Source organism: Arsenophonus sp. aPb, assembly GCF_029873475.1.
In the GTDB taxonomy this organism is placed as follows: Bacteria; Pseudomonadota; Gammaproteobacteria; order Enterobacterales; family Enterobacteriaceae; genus Arsenophonus.
Window position 1 is genome coordinate 2,912,004 of record NZ_CP123499.1, and the last position, 17,608, is coordinate 2,929,611.

12 protein-coding genes are annotated in these 17,608 nt (G+C 29.4%); 4 read left to right on the forward strand and 8 right to left on the reverse strand.

The genetic code is table 11. The features are described from left to right. Positions 1-19: 19 nt before the first annotated feature. From QE177_RS13080 to QE177_RS13115, 8 genes are all read right to left on the reverse strand, one after another. Positions 20-2,602, reverse strand: a complete 2,583-nt coding sequence (locus tag QE177_RS13080; protein WP_280550311.1) for a fimbria/pilus outer membrane usher protein — start codon at positions 2,600-2,602, stop codon at positions 20-22. Positions 2,603-2,660: 58 nt separating this feature from the next. Next, entirely contained in the window at positions 2,661-3,392 is a 732-nt protein-coding gene (locus QE177_RS13085) for a molecular chaperone (RefSeq protein ID WP_280550312.1), read from the reverse strand. Between the two features lie 151 nt (positions 3,393-3,543). After that, positions 3,544-4,083, reverse strand: a complete 540-nt coding sequence (locus QE177_RS13090; RefSeq protein WP_280550314.1) for a fimbrial protein — start codon at positions 4,081-4,083, stop codon at positions 3,544-3,546. 1,134 nt (positions 4,084-5,217) lie between these two features. Continuing rightward, entirely contained in the window at positions 5,218-6,114 is an 897-nt protein-coding gene (locus QE177_RS13095; protein ID WP_280550316.1) for a hypothetical protein, read from the reverse strand. A gap of 394 nt (positions 6,115-6,508) precedes the next feature. Continuing rightward, entirely contained in the window at positions 6,509-7,222 is a 714-nt protein-coding gene (locus QE177_RS13100; RefSeq protein ID WP_280550318.1) for a hypothetical protein, read from the reverse strand. A gap of 351 nt (positions 7,223-7,573) precedes the next feature. Continuing rightward, complete coding sequence (locus tag QE177_RS13105; protein ID WP_280550319.1) at positions 7,574-8,821, reverse strand: hypothetical protein; 1,248 nt, start codon at positions 8,819-8,821, stop codon at positions 7,574-7,576. A 311-nt stretch (positions 8,822-9,132) separates the two neighbouring features. Next, positions 9,133-10,242 carry a hypothetical protein gene (locus QE177_RS13110; protein ID WP_280550320.1) on the reverse strand — a complete coding sequence of 370 codons (1,110 nt, stop codon included), beginning with the start codon at positions 10,240-10,242 and terminating at the stop codon, positions 9,133-9,135. 999 nt (positions 10,243-11,241) lie between these two features. After that, positions 11,242-11,532, reverse strand: coding sequence for a helix-turn-helix transcriptional regulator (locus QE177_RS13115; protein ID WP_280550321.1), 291 nt, complete (start codon positions 11,530-11,532; stop codon positions 11,242-11,244). 950 nt (positions 11,533-12,482) lie between these two features. On the opposite strand from QE177_RS13115, the gene QE177_RS13120 reads away from it, so the two are divergent. The 4 genes from QE177_RS13120 to QE177_RS13135 all read left to right on the forward strand — a co-directional run bounded on the left by QE177_RS13120 (position 12,483) and on the right by QE177_RS13135 (position 17,536). After that, positions 12,483-13,265 (forward strand): DUF1460 domain-containing protein, encoded by a 783-nt coding sequence (locus tag QE177_RS13120; protein WP_280550322.1) that lies wholly within the window; start codon positions 12,483-12,485, stop codon positions 13,263-13,265. Positions 13,266-14,252: 987 nt separating this feature from the next. Beyond that, a complete protein-coding gene (locus QE177_RS13125; RefSeq protein WP_280550323.1) occupies positions 14,253-15,236 on the forward strand; it encodes a hypothetical protein in 984 nt (327 codons plus the stop codon). Positions 15,237-15,360: 124 nt separating this feature from the next. Beyond that, positions 15,361-16,497, forward strand: a complete 1,137-nt coding sequence (locus tag QE177_RS13130; RefSeq protein ID WP_280550324.1) for a DUF4056 domain-containing protein — start codon at positions 15,361-15,363, stop codon at positions 16,495-16,497. 241 nt (positions 16,498-16,738) lie between these two features. Continuing rightward, positions 16,739-17,536, forward strand: coding sequence for a protein bax (locus QE177_RS13135; protein WP_280550325.1), 798 nt, complete (start codon positions 16,739-16,741; stop codon positions 17,534-17,536). Positions 17,537-17,608 lie beyond the last annotated feature (72 nt).

The window sequence follows — 17,608 nt, forward strand, 5'->3', positions numbered from 1 at the left end:
ATCTCTCTCCACTTGCGGGTTAGCGTTGAACGCACATAGCCGTTAATTTTGTAATAGGCTGTTTAGCTAATGCCTGACCCGTACGTGAGTAATCTAGATAACAGCGTTCAGAGGCCGTCTCTCCCCATTTTAATAGTAACGTACCTGAAGCTTGTTCAGTTCTGACATACATTTGATTATTTTGACCAACCATGCCAATCACATTATTTTCTTGGTCAAAAACTTCCGTGCCAATCGGCAAAAGAGAATGATCGGTTAGCTGTGCTTTAATCAATAAGGCATAACCTGCACGGGTTTTAAACATGACTTTAACCGCGGCGCCAGCATAAGGAGCCACTTGTTTTTCATTCTCATTTAATTCAAAATTTTCCGCCATTCCTTGTGGATCAATAATAATCTTATTATAACGATATGGCGTTATAGATGGGACTAATGCATAGCCATTGTCATCAATTACTGTTCCTTGTGCATTTAATACAGCCGCACCAGATGCGCCTTTAGCTTCAACTAAAGCAAAGGTATCTCCTAAATAAGGGCCAAACGTAATCCCGCCACTATGAAGCGCTAAAGCGCCCTGAGCATTAGCGCCAACCTGCCAATAGTTTTTGCCCTTAGATGCATTAATACTCAAATTAGTATTAGAAAAACGTTTCTGTAAGCTACCATTAACAGTAGATTGGTCATACTGCCTTACATAACTGGCGCCAACACTATAATTTAGTTTTTGTTGTTCATTTGCCGTTCCTGACAACATTACCTGATATTGATCACCGATATTTCCACCATGGGTATAACTACTACTTACTGTCGGTGTATAACTAGAATATTGACTACCCAATGGAAAAGAGACAGAAACAGAGGTGGAGGTCTCTTCTTTACCTAGATGTCCACTTGATTCGGCCAACTGCTGTCTAGCAACAACAACATTCATTGTTAAACCATTATCAAACGCTTTATTGTAACCTAATTGCAACTGACTATCGCGCGGACGGTTATCGCGATAATTTTGGATTGAGCCTGAAAGAAATAGATTACCAAATTCATCTAATTGCTGACTTAAGGTCAGTTCAAGCCGATTAAGTTGTCTATAAGTTGAAGAACTCCATGCTGTGCCACGAGTAACGGCTTCACGGATGCCTAAAACATCTGAAAGTTCGCGATAACCGTCTGTCGAATAACGATAACCAGCCAATGAAATTGTAGTATTGGTTATATTAAAAGTGCGGCTATAAGACAGATTAGCCATCCAACCTTGAAGACGTATAGAACTATCAGCTGATTGATTATCGATAGGAACAACTGAATTAGAATAAGTGGTATTAAACCCTAGGGCTCCAAATCGACTACCATAGACACCCCCTAACATAATGGCCTGATATTTATCAGCAACTCGCAAACCTGTACTAATAGAGAAACTATTACTCAAGCCATACTGATAAATAGCATCAGCAAAAACCGAATCTTGGCCAATATTACGTGTTCGACCTACAGAAAAATTATAACGATAACTACCGGGGCGAAGCGATTCAGGAACCGCTGAAAATGGCACACTAAAACGCCTGGCTGAACCGTCTGCCTCGCTAATTTCCACATCAAGATCACCGTTATAACTAGTAGGGTAGAGATCGGTAATCGAAAAAGCACCCGGTGAAACTGTCTTTTGGTAAATTTGATTACCATTTTGTTTAATAGTGACGGTTGCCGTTGTATTAGCGACTCCTTGTACAACCGGCGCATAACCACGCAAGGAATCAGGTAAAGTCCGCTCATCACTGGCAAGGGCTAACCCATTAAAATTCAAACCAGAAAAGAATTTTCCTTGGGTAACCAGTTGACCGAATGACAGCATCCCTGCGATAGTGGGAAGAGGCCGTTGCAAATAACTACGGATGTTACTCCATTTAGCGCCCGATAGGCGCGAATATGTGTAATTGGATTGTTGCCGATATTGCCATATACCAAAATTTATGCCGCCATTAAAAGAGAGATAAGCAGTATCTTGATCTTTAACATTGTTGTCATTATTAATATGATAATAATTTCCAATATAGTTAAGAAAAAAAATAGAATTACCCGCATCTAATAAATTAGGATTAATATAACCTCTTGGAATATTCTGTAATCCATCATCAGGGACGGTTAAGTCAAGTCGTAAATCTGACAAAGTTAATTTTACTCTACTACCAGCAATATATTCAGGCAAAAAAATACAACTTTGATCAGATATTTTATTAGTTGATTTTACTATTATACCTGCTTGCTTGATCGTCGTTAAATTAAAACATGGGCCAACTGTGTGACTTTTATTTTTAACAAAAGTTATTTCTTTAGATTGAAAAAAATGATTATTAATATAAATATCTACTTTATATTTACCAGGAATAATTGAATTAGCCTGATTAAATTGAGCTAACATTGTCGGGCTTACTACCCCACCACGAAATAAAGTTGGATCAAAAGTATAAGTCTCATTTGTTGAATAGACTAAAGTAGGAACAAAAGTTAATAATAATACATATTTTGTCGGTCGGAAATGACAAAATACCATTCGCCCTATTAACATAGACTTATAAATCTTTAGTAATCCAATAGGGCAATTCATACTTAATTTCCTACTAACAAATAAAAATAGCAAAATAAAATATATTTATCTTTGATTATTATTGAGCTGATAAAGGTAATTCAGTAACAACATCCACACCATAATCGTTTAATAGAGTAAGGCGTATAATATTTTTTGCGTTACGGTTTATGGCTCTTGGTAATTTCCATTGTGTGGTTGTTTTAGGTGATAACATAATAGAATCAGCTAATTTAAATGACTGGCCATTAGCAATTAATATCGCAGAATGAACAACGGCATAATACCCAGTAGGGTTTTCAACAACTATTTGCTCATTACTCTGTTTAAATATCAGTTTATCCGCCAGTTGATTTATATCATCTGACAAGTTTTTAGGCCGATAAAAAATTTTTACTCGTGTATTAAATAATAATACTAATTTATTAGCCTGATGCTGTTGCTCATTAAAAGCTGGAACCTGACTAAAATTAAAATAGAAAAGGGACTCTCTATCTTTAGGAAGTTTATTATCTACAGACATTAGTCGTATTATTTGTCCTGATTTAGCTTCTATCCGAAAAATTTGCGGATTAACAATAAAAGGCGTCTCTGTCATTTCATTGCTTGAATTCTTATTACTATTCTCCAACCAAACTTGAATAACATTCGGATGATTATCATTATTAGATAATTGTATGGTTTTATCTTTCATTCCTTCATAATAAATAATACGCGTTCCTGTCATTACCACACTAGCATGGCCATAAGGCATTAAACTAGTAAAAAACAATATGATAATAGCAATAAATGAAGTTAATATATTACTCATTTTAAAATCCAAATAATCATTACTTTATAGTCAATAAATATCAGTAACAAAATTATATTTAATAAATAGTTAGTAATTAATAATTTCTCTAAAATCAATGATTGCTGAAAACATTGCTATTTTCAGCTTAAAATAAAATGATCAGCAGAAATTATAAATAACCTACTGTATATTCAACCATGGCTTTTACCTGGCCGGCCTTTGCGTTACCATTTTCAGAAATATATTGCACTCCAAATGTATGAGAAGCTGTAGTTTCATCTTTTTTAAGCACTAAACCTGGAACACTAGTCACACCATTTAATACCACCGGCGTTGTTCCACTTTCATTGGTAGTAATCTGAATTGCAACATTTTCTGCCCCATTATCAGCAGAAGTTACCAAATTCGCTAAATTACCCGCAGTGGTTACATTGTGCCCTAAAAATTTTGTTTTAATATCAATATTACCACTAGTTGGTGCAGTACAATTTTTTATTGTCACTGTAAATGGTGTTAAGCCAGCAGTGCTACCTGAGCTAGATAGCTGAGTAACAGAAACGTTAGGTAAAAGAACTATTGAATTAGTCTCTTTATTAACTTCGGTTTCACATGTTTGTGCACTTACCTCTCCCTGGAAAGTGATTGTCGGAGCAGCATTAGCAGCAACAGGAATAACACTAATAACTAACAGTACTAATGGGAATTTCATAAATACCTCCATATTATTAATACAACATCGATCTATTATTATTTATAAAAAAAAAGATAGCATTATGAAATAATTTCTTAACGGTAATATTTATTTTTATTAAATAAGAATAAATTGATAGGTGAAACGAAGTAACTATAAATAAACAATTTATTTTGTATTTGCTATTATAAGGGTTTAGATAAATATCGCTTTAAATAAATTCATCGATAAAAAATACTTACAGTTAATGAATGTTAAATCACTATCTGTAAATTTTTTTAATTATGCAATTTTCAGTCATCAATATCAATCATAATGAATAAAAAAGAAATAAATGTTTATATTATTCATTAATATTAATATTAAATCCCACAAAACTATTTAACATCAACAATAAAACCCAACAAAATTAGTGGATTTAGTTTATTACACCTACATTTTGCTAAATTTCACTTATAAATAACAAAATACTCATTAAAATTAGCAAAATATTTTTCTTCTATACACGGTAATTGGTCATAACAATTTAATATATAAGAAAAATTTTTCTTTTTCACTAATGCATAAAATCTTTTCGCCAGTAGAAAAATACCATTAACATCATATTTTAAATAAGAAAAATAAATAATTTATTCAATAAGTTAACTATAAAAACAGTATAACTTTTTGATATTATTAATAGAAAAATAAAAAAAAGATAACTATCAGAATTATCTGTAATTTTCTATTAATCAATATTGATTATTTTTTTATTAATTCAACATAAAAAAATATATTCTAATCAAAAAATACATTTTGTTACTTTTTATAAACAGCACAAATTGCTAATTAATATTTTCTTATTTAAAGTGAACTGAATTACAATTATCACTATAAGTAATAGTTCAATGAAGTAACTTTATTTTTAATATTTCAAATGCCTAACCTAAATAAAATTGCTCACATACTTTAACACAAGCATTATGTAAAATAGTTAATACAATAAAATTTCAGATAACTTTAAAATTATTATATCTATTTATTAGTTTACAATAGGTATTTGGTATAATGTAGGTAGAATTATCACAATAAATTCTACCTATAAGGAAAAACTACCAGCTGAAATATAAAAATTCCTAAACAAATAAACGAATAATTTCAACTATTAGCTTTTTAATAGTGAACATTTCTATCCAAGTTATTATTTATATTATGATTTACATTACCATTAGGCCAAACGGAGTTATTATTATTATTCTGGTTACCACCCTGTTCACCATTGTTATTACCCTGGCTACCTCTATCCCTATTATCCTGCCCATTCCAGTTATTATTACCACCTTGACCACCACCATTGTTTCTACCTTGGCCGCTACTATTGTTATTACCTTGTCCACCACCATTGTTACTACCTTGGCCGCCGCTATTGTTATTACCTTGTCCACCACCATTGTTACTACCTTGGCCGCCGCTATTGTTATTACCCTCCTCACTATTGTTATTACCAATTGTCGTAACCTTAAAAGAATTTAAGAAAACCAAATTTTCTTTTGCCCAACTTTTTGTATCATCGTAGAAAAGATGGCTTGCTCCAACCCTTCTCATAGCAACTTCGCCACTGCCTGTCGGGCCTATTTTATAAATTCTTATAGCAAATTTGTGTGTTATTGGATTCCAACTTCCACTAGTCCAGCAAGTAGAAGTAGCATCTAAATTATTAATCCAGCCTTTTGACGGAAAAAGCATTTTCCCACACATTGAATTAATACCTAATGCATAACCAATCCCGGCAATATTTGTCTTATATACTCTCACACCATCAATATCTGTAGCGAATTCACCATATGCTCTTCCACCAGTAGTCATATTTTTTACGTTAGAACACTGATAAGTTTTAATTGAATCGGTTGTGAACGTATCTAATAATGTACCTACAGGCATATCATCGGTCACAATAATATCTCTGCCATTAACCTTTATCTGTCCGCCAATCTCAATACATTGAGCAAAAACCGATGTGGTATAACCAAAACTATAAGTAAGTAGCATAATTAAAGGCAAATTTTTCATAAACATGTTCCTTATTAAAATAGATTTCAAATGATGATTATTTAAAGTTATAACTAGATTTACTAATAAACAAATAGAAATAGAAATTATATAAATTAATTTATTAATAGAAGCTTCATTAAATTAAATAATATTAAATTTTATAACTTGCAATGAAGTGTAAATAGCTAGCAACGACAACAAGATATTATTTAATGAAAAATAGCTTATTTGCTTTATTTTGCTGATTTAATATATTAATTATTATCAACATAATAATAAATCACACATAGTTTACTTAATATTTCCATATAAAAAGATTTTATTTTATAATTTAGGTAAGCATTAAAAACATAAAACACTATAACTAGAATAACTTACTGATACATGTATTTTAATAACCTTTTATACTAGATTAAAAATTATTGTTATTGATGTTGGTGTTATGATCCATGCCATTATTTCCATTATTAGGCCAAACATGATTATGGTGATTATCTTGATTACTATTATTTTTATTACTCTGGTTACTATTATTGCTATTACCTTGGTTACTATTTTTGCCTATTGTAGTAATATTAAAATCATTTAAAAAAACTGGATTTTCTTCTGCCCAATTATTATGGTTATTATATGACAAAATAGTGGCACCAATTTGTTTCTTGGCCACAGTTCCATTTGCTGTTGGCCCTATTTTATAGATCCTGACATCAAAATTATGGGTTATCTGATTCCAAGTATGACTAAACCAACAAGCAGCAATATTATCTATATTATCTTGCCAACCTTTAGCTGGAAATTGCATATCACCACGACACATTGTTTGAACTCCAAGCGAATAACCAATCCCAGCAATATTGGTTTTATACACTCTAATACCATCTATAGTCGTTGCAAATTCACCATACAACTTTCCTCCGGTAGTCATATTTTTGGTATTATTGTTATCACAATGGTAAGTTTGTAGTGAACCGATGGTAAAAGTGTCTAATAAAGTACCGATAGGAGTATCATCATGTACAACTATATCTCTGCCATTTATTGTTAATGGCCCACCAACAGCAATACATCCAGCAAAAGATAAAGCACAATAATCAAAACTGAATACAGCTAAAAGAAACAATAACACTTTTCTAATAAGCACCTCTTTTATTAAGTATATTTTGTGTAATTAAATTTTAACATTTATAAATGAATTTAATAAAAATATAGTTTTCATATAAAAAAGTTTAGCATTTAAAATTTTATTAAAAAATAACATTAATTGTATTAGTTACTTTATGAATAGATATCATAAATAATATAAAAATCAATTAATTAAAAAAATTTTTAAATAAATTTATATTTTTATATTATCTATGTATCTATTACATATAGAAATAAAATACTTAGATTATTTAAAATATTAATAAAAATATTTCACCTGACTATTTAGATAAAAATCATAAACTCTTATACTAAAAATATATTACTATCTGAACTATAAATCATTATTGATTTTATCATTAGCTTGGTTATTGGTATTATTATTAGTATTGTTATTGGTGTTATCATTGGTATTGGTATTATCATTAGTGTTGTTATTGGTATTATCATTAGTGTTGTTATTGGTATTATCATTAGTGTTGTTATTGGTATTATCATTAGTATTGTTATTGATATTATCATTAGTGTTGTTATTGGTATTATCATTAGTGTTGTTATTGATATTATCATTAGTGTTGTTATTGGTATTATCATTAGTGTTGTTATTGGTATTATCATTAGTGTTGTTATTGGTATTATTATTAGTGTTGATATTGGTATTATTATTGGTGTTGTTATTGGTATTATCATTAGTGTTGTTATTGGTATTATTATTGGTATTATTATTGGTGTTGTTATTAGTGTTGTTATTAGCATTATTATTGGTGTTGTTATTAGCATTATTATTGATGTTATTATTAGCATTGTTATTCGTATCTTTATTAATATCTATACTGTTATTATTAGGCCAAATATGTTGGTGATAATGTCGATGATAGTGTTTATGATGATATTGAATATTGCCATTTAGTTTATTGTCATTTGATTTATTATCATTTGTCTTATTGTCATTTGGCTTATTGCTATTATTTATCGTTGTTACTCTAAAACTATTTAAAAATACTGGATTTTCCTCAGCCCAGATGCTGGTCTCTTTGTATGCCAAAATAGTTGCGCCAATTTGTTTTTTTTCAACAATTCCACTTGCGGTAGCTGCTATTTTATAGATCCTGACCTCAAAATTATGGGTTATCTGATTCCAAACCTTATTCGACCAACAAACGTCGATATTATTTACATTATCTCTCCATCCTTTAGTTGGGAAAACCATATCTGGGCACATTGTTTGAACACCCAGCGTATAACCAATTCCTGGGATATTTGTCTTATATACTCTGATACCCTTTATCAGGGTTGCAAATTCACCATAGAGTTTGCCACCACTAATCATATTTTTAGTATTATTATCACAACGATAAGTCTTAAATGAACCTGATATGAAGGTGGCTAACAAAGTACCATTAGGTGTATCATTTTGAACAATAATATCTCTTCCATTTATTGTCAGCGGTCCACTAATAGCATCGCAGGCACCAAAACCAACGAAGCGATTGAAACTAAAAAAACCATTAAAATTAGCTAAACAAAAAGCTGAATAACCAAGACAAGTAATAATAAAAATAACTATCAATATAATCCTCATAAATTTTCCCTTCATTAAAATAGAGTTATAATTATTAATATTTAAAATAACACATTATAATATAACTCAATTTTTAATTAATAATTTTATTAAAGTAGGGTTTATCAAAATAGAAAAATTTAAAACAATTTAAAAATAATAATAGGAATATTAAAAACATCATTTAATTATATATTCAACTAAGCTAATGTTATTTTAAACCATATATTCAATAGAGGTAGAGTTAAATCAATTGACTCTACCTGTAGATTTTATAAATTATTATTGTAAGCTTTCATAGATATCTATTTACCAAAATAGTGATATTATTTTTAATGACTATAATGATGGTGAAACTTAATATTATTGGTATTACCACTTTTATTTATATTACTGCTTCTATTTGTATTACTACTTCTATTGGTATTAGTACTGTTATTCGTGTTAGTACTACTATTGGTATTGGTGCTGCGATTAGTATTATTACTACTATTAGTGTTACTACTACTATTTATATTAGTACTTTCATTGGCATTAGTACTTTCATTAACATTCGTACTCTCATTAGTATTAGCACTCTCATTGGTGTTAGTACTCTCATTGGTATTAGTACTATTATTAGTATTGTTATTACCTTCCTGCCCACTATTTCCATTTTGACCATCACTATTATCTAGTGAGCCATTATTATTGTCTTGCCCACTACTATTACCTTCCTGCCCACTATTTCCATTTTGACCATCACTATTATCTAGTGAGCCATTATTATTGTCTTGCCCACTACTATTACCTTCCTGCCCACTATTTCCATTTTGGCCACCACTATTATCAATTGAACCATTGTTATTCGGCTTACTATCATTATTATTCAACGTCACAACTCTAAAATTACTTAAAAAAATTGAATTTTCATGTGCCAATGTATTTTGGTTATTAAATGCTAAAATAGTGGCTCCAATTTTTTTCTTTTCGACAATACCACTTCCTGTAGTAGGGCCTATTTTATAGATCCGAACATCAAAATTATGTGTTATCTGGTTCCAAATGTCTTCATTCCAACAAGTCGCGATATTATCTAAATCCCCTCTCCAACCTTCAGTAGGAAATGATAAATCACCACACATCGATTGAACCCCAAACGAATAACCAATACCCTCTATATTAGTTTTATATACTCTAATTCCATCTATATAAGTAGCAAATTCACCATAAGCCTTTCCCCCTGTTCGCATATTTGCTGTATTATTATCATCACAACGATAAGTTTGAAAAGAACCTAATGAAAAAGTATCTAATAGAGTTGCAACAGGAGTTTCATTTTTTACAATAATATCTCTTCCACTTATTGTTAGTAGTCCAGCAACAGCGCTACATTTCGCAAAGGCTAAATTCATATAATAAAAATTACAGATAATAAAATTAATTAATAACATGATCCTCATATGTATTTTCCTTTTTTTAAATAAAATTAAAATTATTAATAATTATAAATAAATTCACCACAATATATAAATTAAATTATACATTTCAAATCAATTATTATATTGAAAATTAATCTATTAATTCAAAAGCTATTAAATTAAAAGCACTAAATATTATATAACAATATATAAAATATTAAATATAATAAAAATGTCATTCGGTTATCAAAACAGCTAAATTAATTTAGCATTGTGATAATTAAAGGTATTAAGAAAGTAATTATAGTGATTTTAACTATTATTCAATAATAATTAATTTCCTATTCAATATATTTATACAAAAATAAATTATCACATCAGTAAAAAGAATAAAAACTTATTCAAATAGGAAATTTATTACTTATTAACATCATTTTTACTATAACTGTGGACTAAGATATCTTATTTATACTAGTAACAAAAGTACTATCTGACAATTACCTAAAAATATTATATGTAACAATGAATTATACAAATTCACTTTTAAATCATAGTATTATATTATTATAATTAACGGTTAATAATAGTTTTATCTGTATCAGCTAGATATTCCTACAAAGAGAATAAATTTATTTATTTCATGTATATAAGACACTAATAATTCAATATTTATATCTATGATTATTTTATTTTTCAAATTTTATAGAAATAAATATAGCAAAAATATATTATATAGTCTTTAGTATACAAAAACTGAATTTATTATTTTTTATATTAAATTATTATCAAAATAGAATAAAAGAATTTATACAGGATAAAATTCATTAAAATAAAACTTTAATTTTGCAAAAATTTAATATAATTAATTTTTGTGAATGTTTAAATTAACACATAGTTATTCAATATAGCATTATAGCCAAATTTATATTATCAAATAATAGCACTATTGACTATTCTAAAAATTAATTGATAAAAATATAGTAATTTAAAAAATTAAAATATCTTAAATAAAATACAAAGCTAAATACAATCTGTATTTAATTATTCTAAAATAATACTTTCTGCTAACAAGGAAAATTCATCAAATTGAGCATTGCTCTGCTTCATTTTTGATTCGTTTTCTATTAGCTCAGCAAAAAATGAATCAATTGGTATATTTAACGCTTGAGTAATTGAATATAATGTATTTACTTTAATGTCATTGACACCACGTTCATAACGTGAGAGCTGTTGTTGGCTAACCCCGATTTTTTTAGCTAATAATTCTCCAGATAATCCTTTTTCTTTTCGTTTAAATTTAATCATCTTACCTATATTTATATTGATACTCATATATTATCCTTGTTTAGAGATAAAAATTATTACTAGTAAACAAGACTTAGTCTAAATAATAAATAACGTCATTATTTACTCTTCTTAATATAGAAAAATCAACTACAATTTACCACCTCTTGACTAACAAATGATCAATCTTAATAGTATAATAGTTATTTTATTTTCAATGTCTTAATGTGAAATTTTATCCAATCATTTTCAATTAACAACCTGCAATATAAAAAATATGATATTTAGTACACAGTTATCGTATCATAATAAAATTTTTCACCTATAGTATAGCTAAGATTATTATCATTTAATAACTCATTAATAAACATACATTAACAATACTTAACCTATAATATCGTCACTTATAATCACAAAAAGTGAGCTTTTCTAATGAGTTATCTATTAAACAGCAATTCGATGGTTTTATAAAAACATACCAAATTACATTAATAATTATCGATATACTATTAATTGTACAATCATCACATTATATAAATAATAATTACACAATCATTTATTCAATTAATATAAAAGTATTTTTTCTAACATTCTTAAATTTTATAAAATGAACCGTTAACTATAAAAATCAATATAGTAATATAAAATCATAGCTAAATACAAACTCAATCTTATCTATCGCTAATAATCAATATTCTTAAAATTGATCCTATTTATTATTTTATCTCTTTTAATCAACTAACAATAATGAAAATAGATATAAAATAACTGATATATAAAAGTAACTAAGATTGGTTATAACAAAAATATCATTTTAAATAAAATCATATTGTTAATTAATTTTATATAAATAAAATTTTATATTATTTCATTATTTTTTATATCATAAAGTTATATAATAAAACTAAAAGTTATTAATCAAATAAAACAATATTTTTATCAATTTTATAAAAATCTGATATCATTTATGTTCCATAGTATGGCAATAAGGGAGTTGTATGCTCAAATCCATAGTTTTGTTCTTAACTTTAATTTTATCCAGCCACACTGTAGCCTATAACATAGAAATTGATAAAAAAACGGAACAAGAATTGGATAAAATAATCTCGACCAAAGTTATTCCTAGTCAACATGCTGGAAGAAGCAATCTATTAAATGAAATATCAGCATCTTTCCTAGATACGCCTTATAAGGCTAATACACTTATTGGCTCACCTATTATACCAGAAGAGCTCGTTGTCAATTTCAATGGTGTTGATTGTTTCACTTTACTTGATTACATACAAGCCATTAGTCACTCAACCAACAAACAAACATTTTTAGAAAATCTGAAAAAAACACGCTATATAGATAGCAATGTTAGTTACTTAAAAAGAAAGCATTTCTTCTCTGATTGGTTTGCTAATTCTCCACAAAATGCCAATGATATTACGAATAAAATAAGTGATAACTATATCACCGTAACCAAACATCTCAATCTTAAATCCGATGGGAGCAAATTTATTCCTAATTTAAACATCATCGAGCGCAAAATTAATTATATTCCATCAGACAGAGTAAACTCACACACATTACAAAAATTAGAAACTGGAGATTACATAGGAATTTATTCAAAGCTGGATGGCTTAGATGTTTCTCATGTCGGCATGGTTATTAAAAAAGGAAACCAAATTTATTATCGGAATGCATCATCTCTCGCAAAAAATATGAAAGTTGTTGATATACCTTTACTCGATTATATTCGCTCACGACCAGGCATTATTGTTTTGCGTTCCATTTAGCAGTTTAAATTTTGATTCATACTCTTTGATATCATAAGTTCAAAGAGTATCTATCTTTTTAAAAATAATAGTAAAAAACTACTCATCAAAATAAATAAACGCATTTATTCTAGTCAGCCACGTCAACACTCACTCTCAATAATTTAAAATTAGCCAAATAAATTAACAATAATATAAATAAGATAATTTAAAATAAAAAAAAGCTTTCCATGCAATAAAAAGCAATTATTTTTATAGTAAACAGAACTAAATCGATAAAATTTCTACTATAAAAAAGCAAGGTAAAGCATCCAATATTAGATAAGTTAAAGACATCTTATATTAAAAATATGCTCCCACTACTAAAAGTAACCATGGTAATTATCAAAAAGATAACTAATTAAGCAATCGATAGAATTGATACACGGCTGATTCTGTTATTTTTTAATGAATTCAAATAATTGTTTGCCTTGAGTCTAACTAAAAAGCTTCTAAATAACATTTATTAAAATAATTTCAAAAAAAATATTTACATATTAGCCACTAAAAAATCGAATTTCTACTACAATCACCTGATGAAACAAATCATCATACGATTTATTCACATAATCATGGCACATTTAAACAAGTTTTATATGTTTTAGTTAATTAAAATTTAAAAAATAGATAATTATAAATACAAGTTAATTTTGATATGACTATAGCCTCTCAATCAGAGTTATATTTTTTCATAAAAAAAATTTATAGGATTTTCATGAAAAAATAGAATAATTTGATTTTCTATATTGAAAATATAATCTGAATGCTTTTAACTACAAAAACTGACCATAATTAAAAATTATTCGACAATAATTTATATTTCTACAAATTTATAGGATATGCAATGTGACTAACAAAATATTTAATAAATAACAATATAGCTGCGTCACTCTACTTAATCAAAGCAAGCTATTCCTGATTGCTACTCTACTTTTAAACATTTTACATATTAAATGGTGTCTTTAATCAATGAAATTTATTCACCTTTATAAATTATTGTTACTAATAACGACTCTTACTCTCCCATACTCGAGTTTTGCACAAGAGCTGCCATTATTATCAATCACGGTAAATGAGACCTCTTATCAGCAGCAACGAGATGATGATCTATCCCGGCCAGCGGTACAAAGTGAGTCCCGTATTTTGCCAATTTGGGGTAATGAAGCACGAGCTCGCGGTTATGTTCTACCTGAACCATTTGGTATTGGTTATGGCTATATGAACCTACGTCAGGACGTAGTTGTAGATAAAATTAATTTTATCTCACCAAAATACCCAGGATTTTCTGATTTAATAACAATAAATGCCGGCCATACCCGCGAGAAAAATGAATCCCATATGTTAAAATTAGATACTTGGGTATTACCTTTTTTAAATATATATGGCGTTTACGGCAAAACCAAAGGTTCCTCGAAAACCAAATTGGCAGGCGTTTATTTGGGGGACGCAGAACTAGATTTTGCACGAAATATGCCTTTCGTGTTAGATTTTGAAGGAAAAACCTACGGTGGTGGCGTTGTTCTTGCCGGTGGCTATAAGCAATTCTTTGCTACCTTAGATACTAATTATACGCGCACTAACCTTGATATTTTAGACGGCGATATCAGTGCGTTAGTTATCACGCCGCGCATCGGCTACGAGTTCACTTTTCAGCCTTTATTATCAGGTCAAGGTAATACCAAAGTACAAGTATGGTTAGGTGCAATGTACCAGGATATAACTCAACGCTTTAAAGGTAATATTAGTAACCTGAATCTACCCGAGGAATTCGCCAGCTTAGTTAAATTGCTTGATGATCCTAATATGAAATTTGATGTTAAACAACATCTAGCACATAAATGGAATAGCACGATTGGCGCTAGAATAGAAATTACTCGTCACTTTAATATTTTATCTGAAGTAGGATTTAATAATCGCAATAGTTTTTATATCTCGGGCGAATTACGTTTTTAAATAAAATAACATTACTAATTAAGTTGATTGATTTATGTACTTCTGGCTTATACCATCAATCTTTAAAAAAGATAATTCAGCTAAACAGAATGGATTACTGTATGTGAAAAATTGGAGGTTGAATTTGAAATTATTTATTCAGATCATCAGTTTTTGCATTTTCTTAATCAGTTGTAAAGAAAATACGACAACTTCAATAACCATACAGCCAGTACTCAAAACAGAAACTGACGAAGAAGCACACAGGGTTTGGCCTGTTATGCAATCAATAACACCACCGCAAGGCTTAAGACCTTGTTGTGCTTTTGGCTATAACCTCAAAGTTAAACTGTGGCAAATACCAATCCCTTTCTATCGAATTGATAATATTGTTGAAGCAAACAAACTAGGTGAACATCATTACAATGATAGCTTTTGGGGAACTTTGACTGCACTTAGCGGACTTAGTAAAGAAAAATTAGGCCTTATTTATACTGAAAAAGGAGGTTTTATTGACATTGCCCATGTAAAAGATACCGCAGATTATACCCTATATCTTTTTACTGAAATTTTTGCTCATCTGGGAGAAAATTATCAAATTGAACTGGATGATGAATTAGCTGCCAGAAAAATACAACTTTTTACGTCTAAACAATTAACCTCCTATATTGAACGTTATACATTAAGTGCTTATCTCGCTGCTGAATTAGCGTTTGAATTAGCTGCCTGGCATGAAATTGCTCAAAGTTATGGCTATGAATCGGTACCTGGTTTTTCTGAAGGCATTTCCGCTTTTTCACCTGAAGATCTCTATTCCAACCTGTTAGGTGCTCGTATTGCCTTGACACTGATTTTACAAGGTCAAGCAAGTTCAGTTTCACAATTTAGTGCTGGCATGGCTAAAACATTACCATTAGCATTAAAAGAATTAGGTGCATACGCTAAAAACGAAACTCAACAAATGTTCGATCAAGTCGATAGTTTATGGTGGAATAGCAAAATGCATGTCCCTGAAAAATTTTTGCTCCTGAAACGAGATTATGAAACCAGTAGTACTCGTATGCCAGTTATACCACCAAAAAATATCCAATACGGGCACAAACTGTCACTTCCTCAGAATTATAAGCACTATAAGTTAGCCCAATTTGCGCAACTACAATTGTGGCCAACAAAATTTTCTACTGTATTACCCGCTAAAAATGGTTATTGGACGCGTGAAGATTTTCCACAAATAGCGAAATTTACTGAAATTCGCGATAATTTGGAATTAGAGCAGCAATAAAATCATTAATTTTGGCTAAAAATAGAGTAGTCCCCCAAGTAATTGATTAAATAAATTTAACTATATTAAAGCTTATAAAAATTTAACTTATTGTAAAATAACAATGAAATAATTTTTCATTAAAATTAACAAATAAAAACTAAAATATAACTAATAAATGGCTAATAATAAGTAGCACTTGTTAAATTTATTTGCTAGGATTTGTGCAATTTTTGTTCAACTTGAAACGAGGAGAAGCGCCATGCCCTCTCGAACGATGAGGACTAACGCCGTCTTCGCTTTCTTGATGTTATTGTTATCAACTAGTTTTAGTTATTCATCAACCAGTACGAGTTTGTCTCTAAATGAGTATTATCACAAACCTGTGCAGACAAAAGAACTAACCCGTCTGCCTGACATGCGAAAATATCCATCAGGAGCGGCTCGCAAGAAAGCGTTTTTAAAAGCAATTGTCCCAATAATTGAAAAATATAACTACAAGATCATGCAAGATCGCCAGTGGTTATTATCCAAGCGTTACAATAAAAGTTGGAACGCCGCTGATAAACAACGACTAAATCAGATTTGCACCAGTTACAATATACAATGCAGTTCACCTGCTAGCTTAAACTGGAACAATCTACTAAGTCGTGTGGATATTATTCCTACCCATTTTGTTGTTACCCAAGCAGCAACAGAATCAGGTTGGGGAGCTTCTGGCTTAGCACAGAAAAATAATAACTTGTTTGGCATGAAATGCGGTCGTAAGTGTACCTATAGCAAAGGTACCATCAAAGGCTATGCGGTATATTCATCTGTAGATGCATCTGTCAATGCATACTTAAGAAATTTAAATACCAATAACGCATATCAATTATTACGCAATTCACGCGCACAGCAACGTAGAACTCAGAATTCATTAAATACCAGTGTATTAATTGATCATCTGAAAAATTACTCACAACTTGGAAGAGAATATAATCGTTATTTACAACAGATGTTCTCAAGTAACGAAGAATTAATCACCCAAGTTCAACAGAATATGCCAAAGCATATTTGATCGACTTTGCTGTAATAATTCCTAAAAATAAAATCCATACATTTATCGTGTATGGATTTTATTATTTTTTAA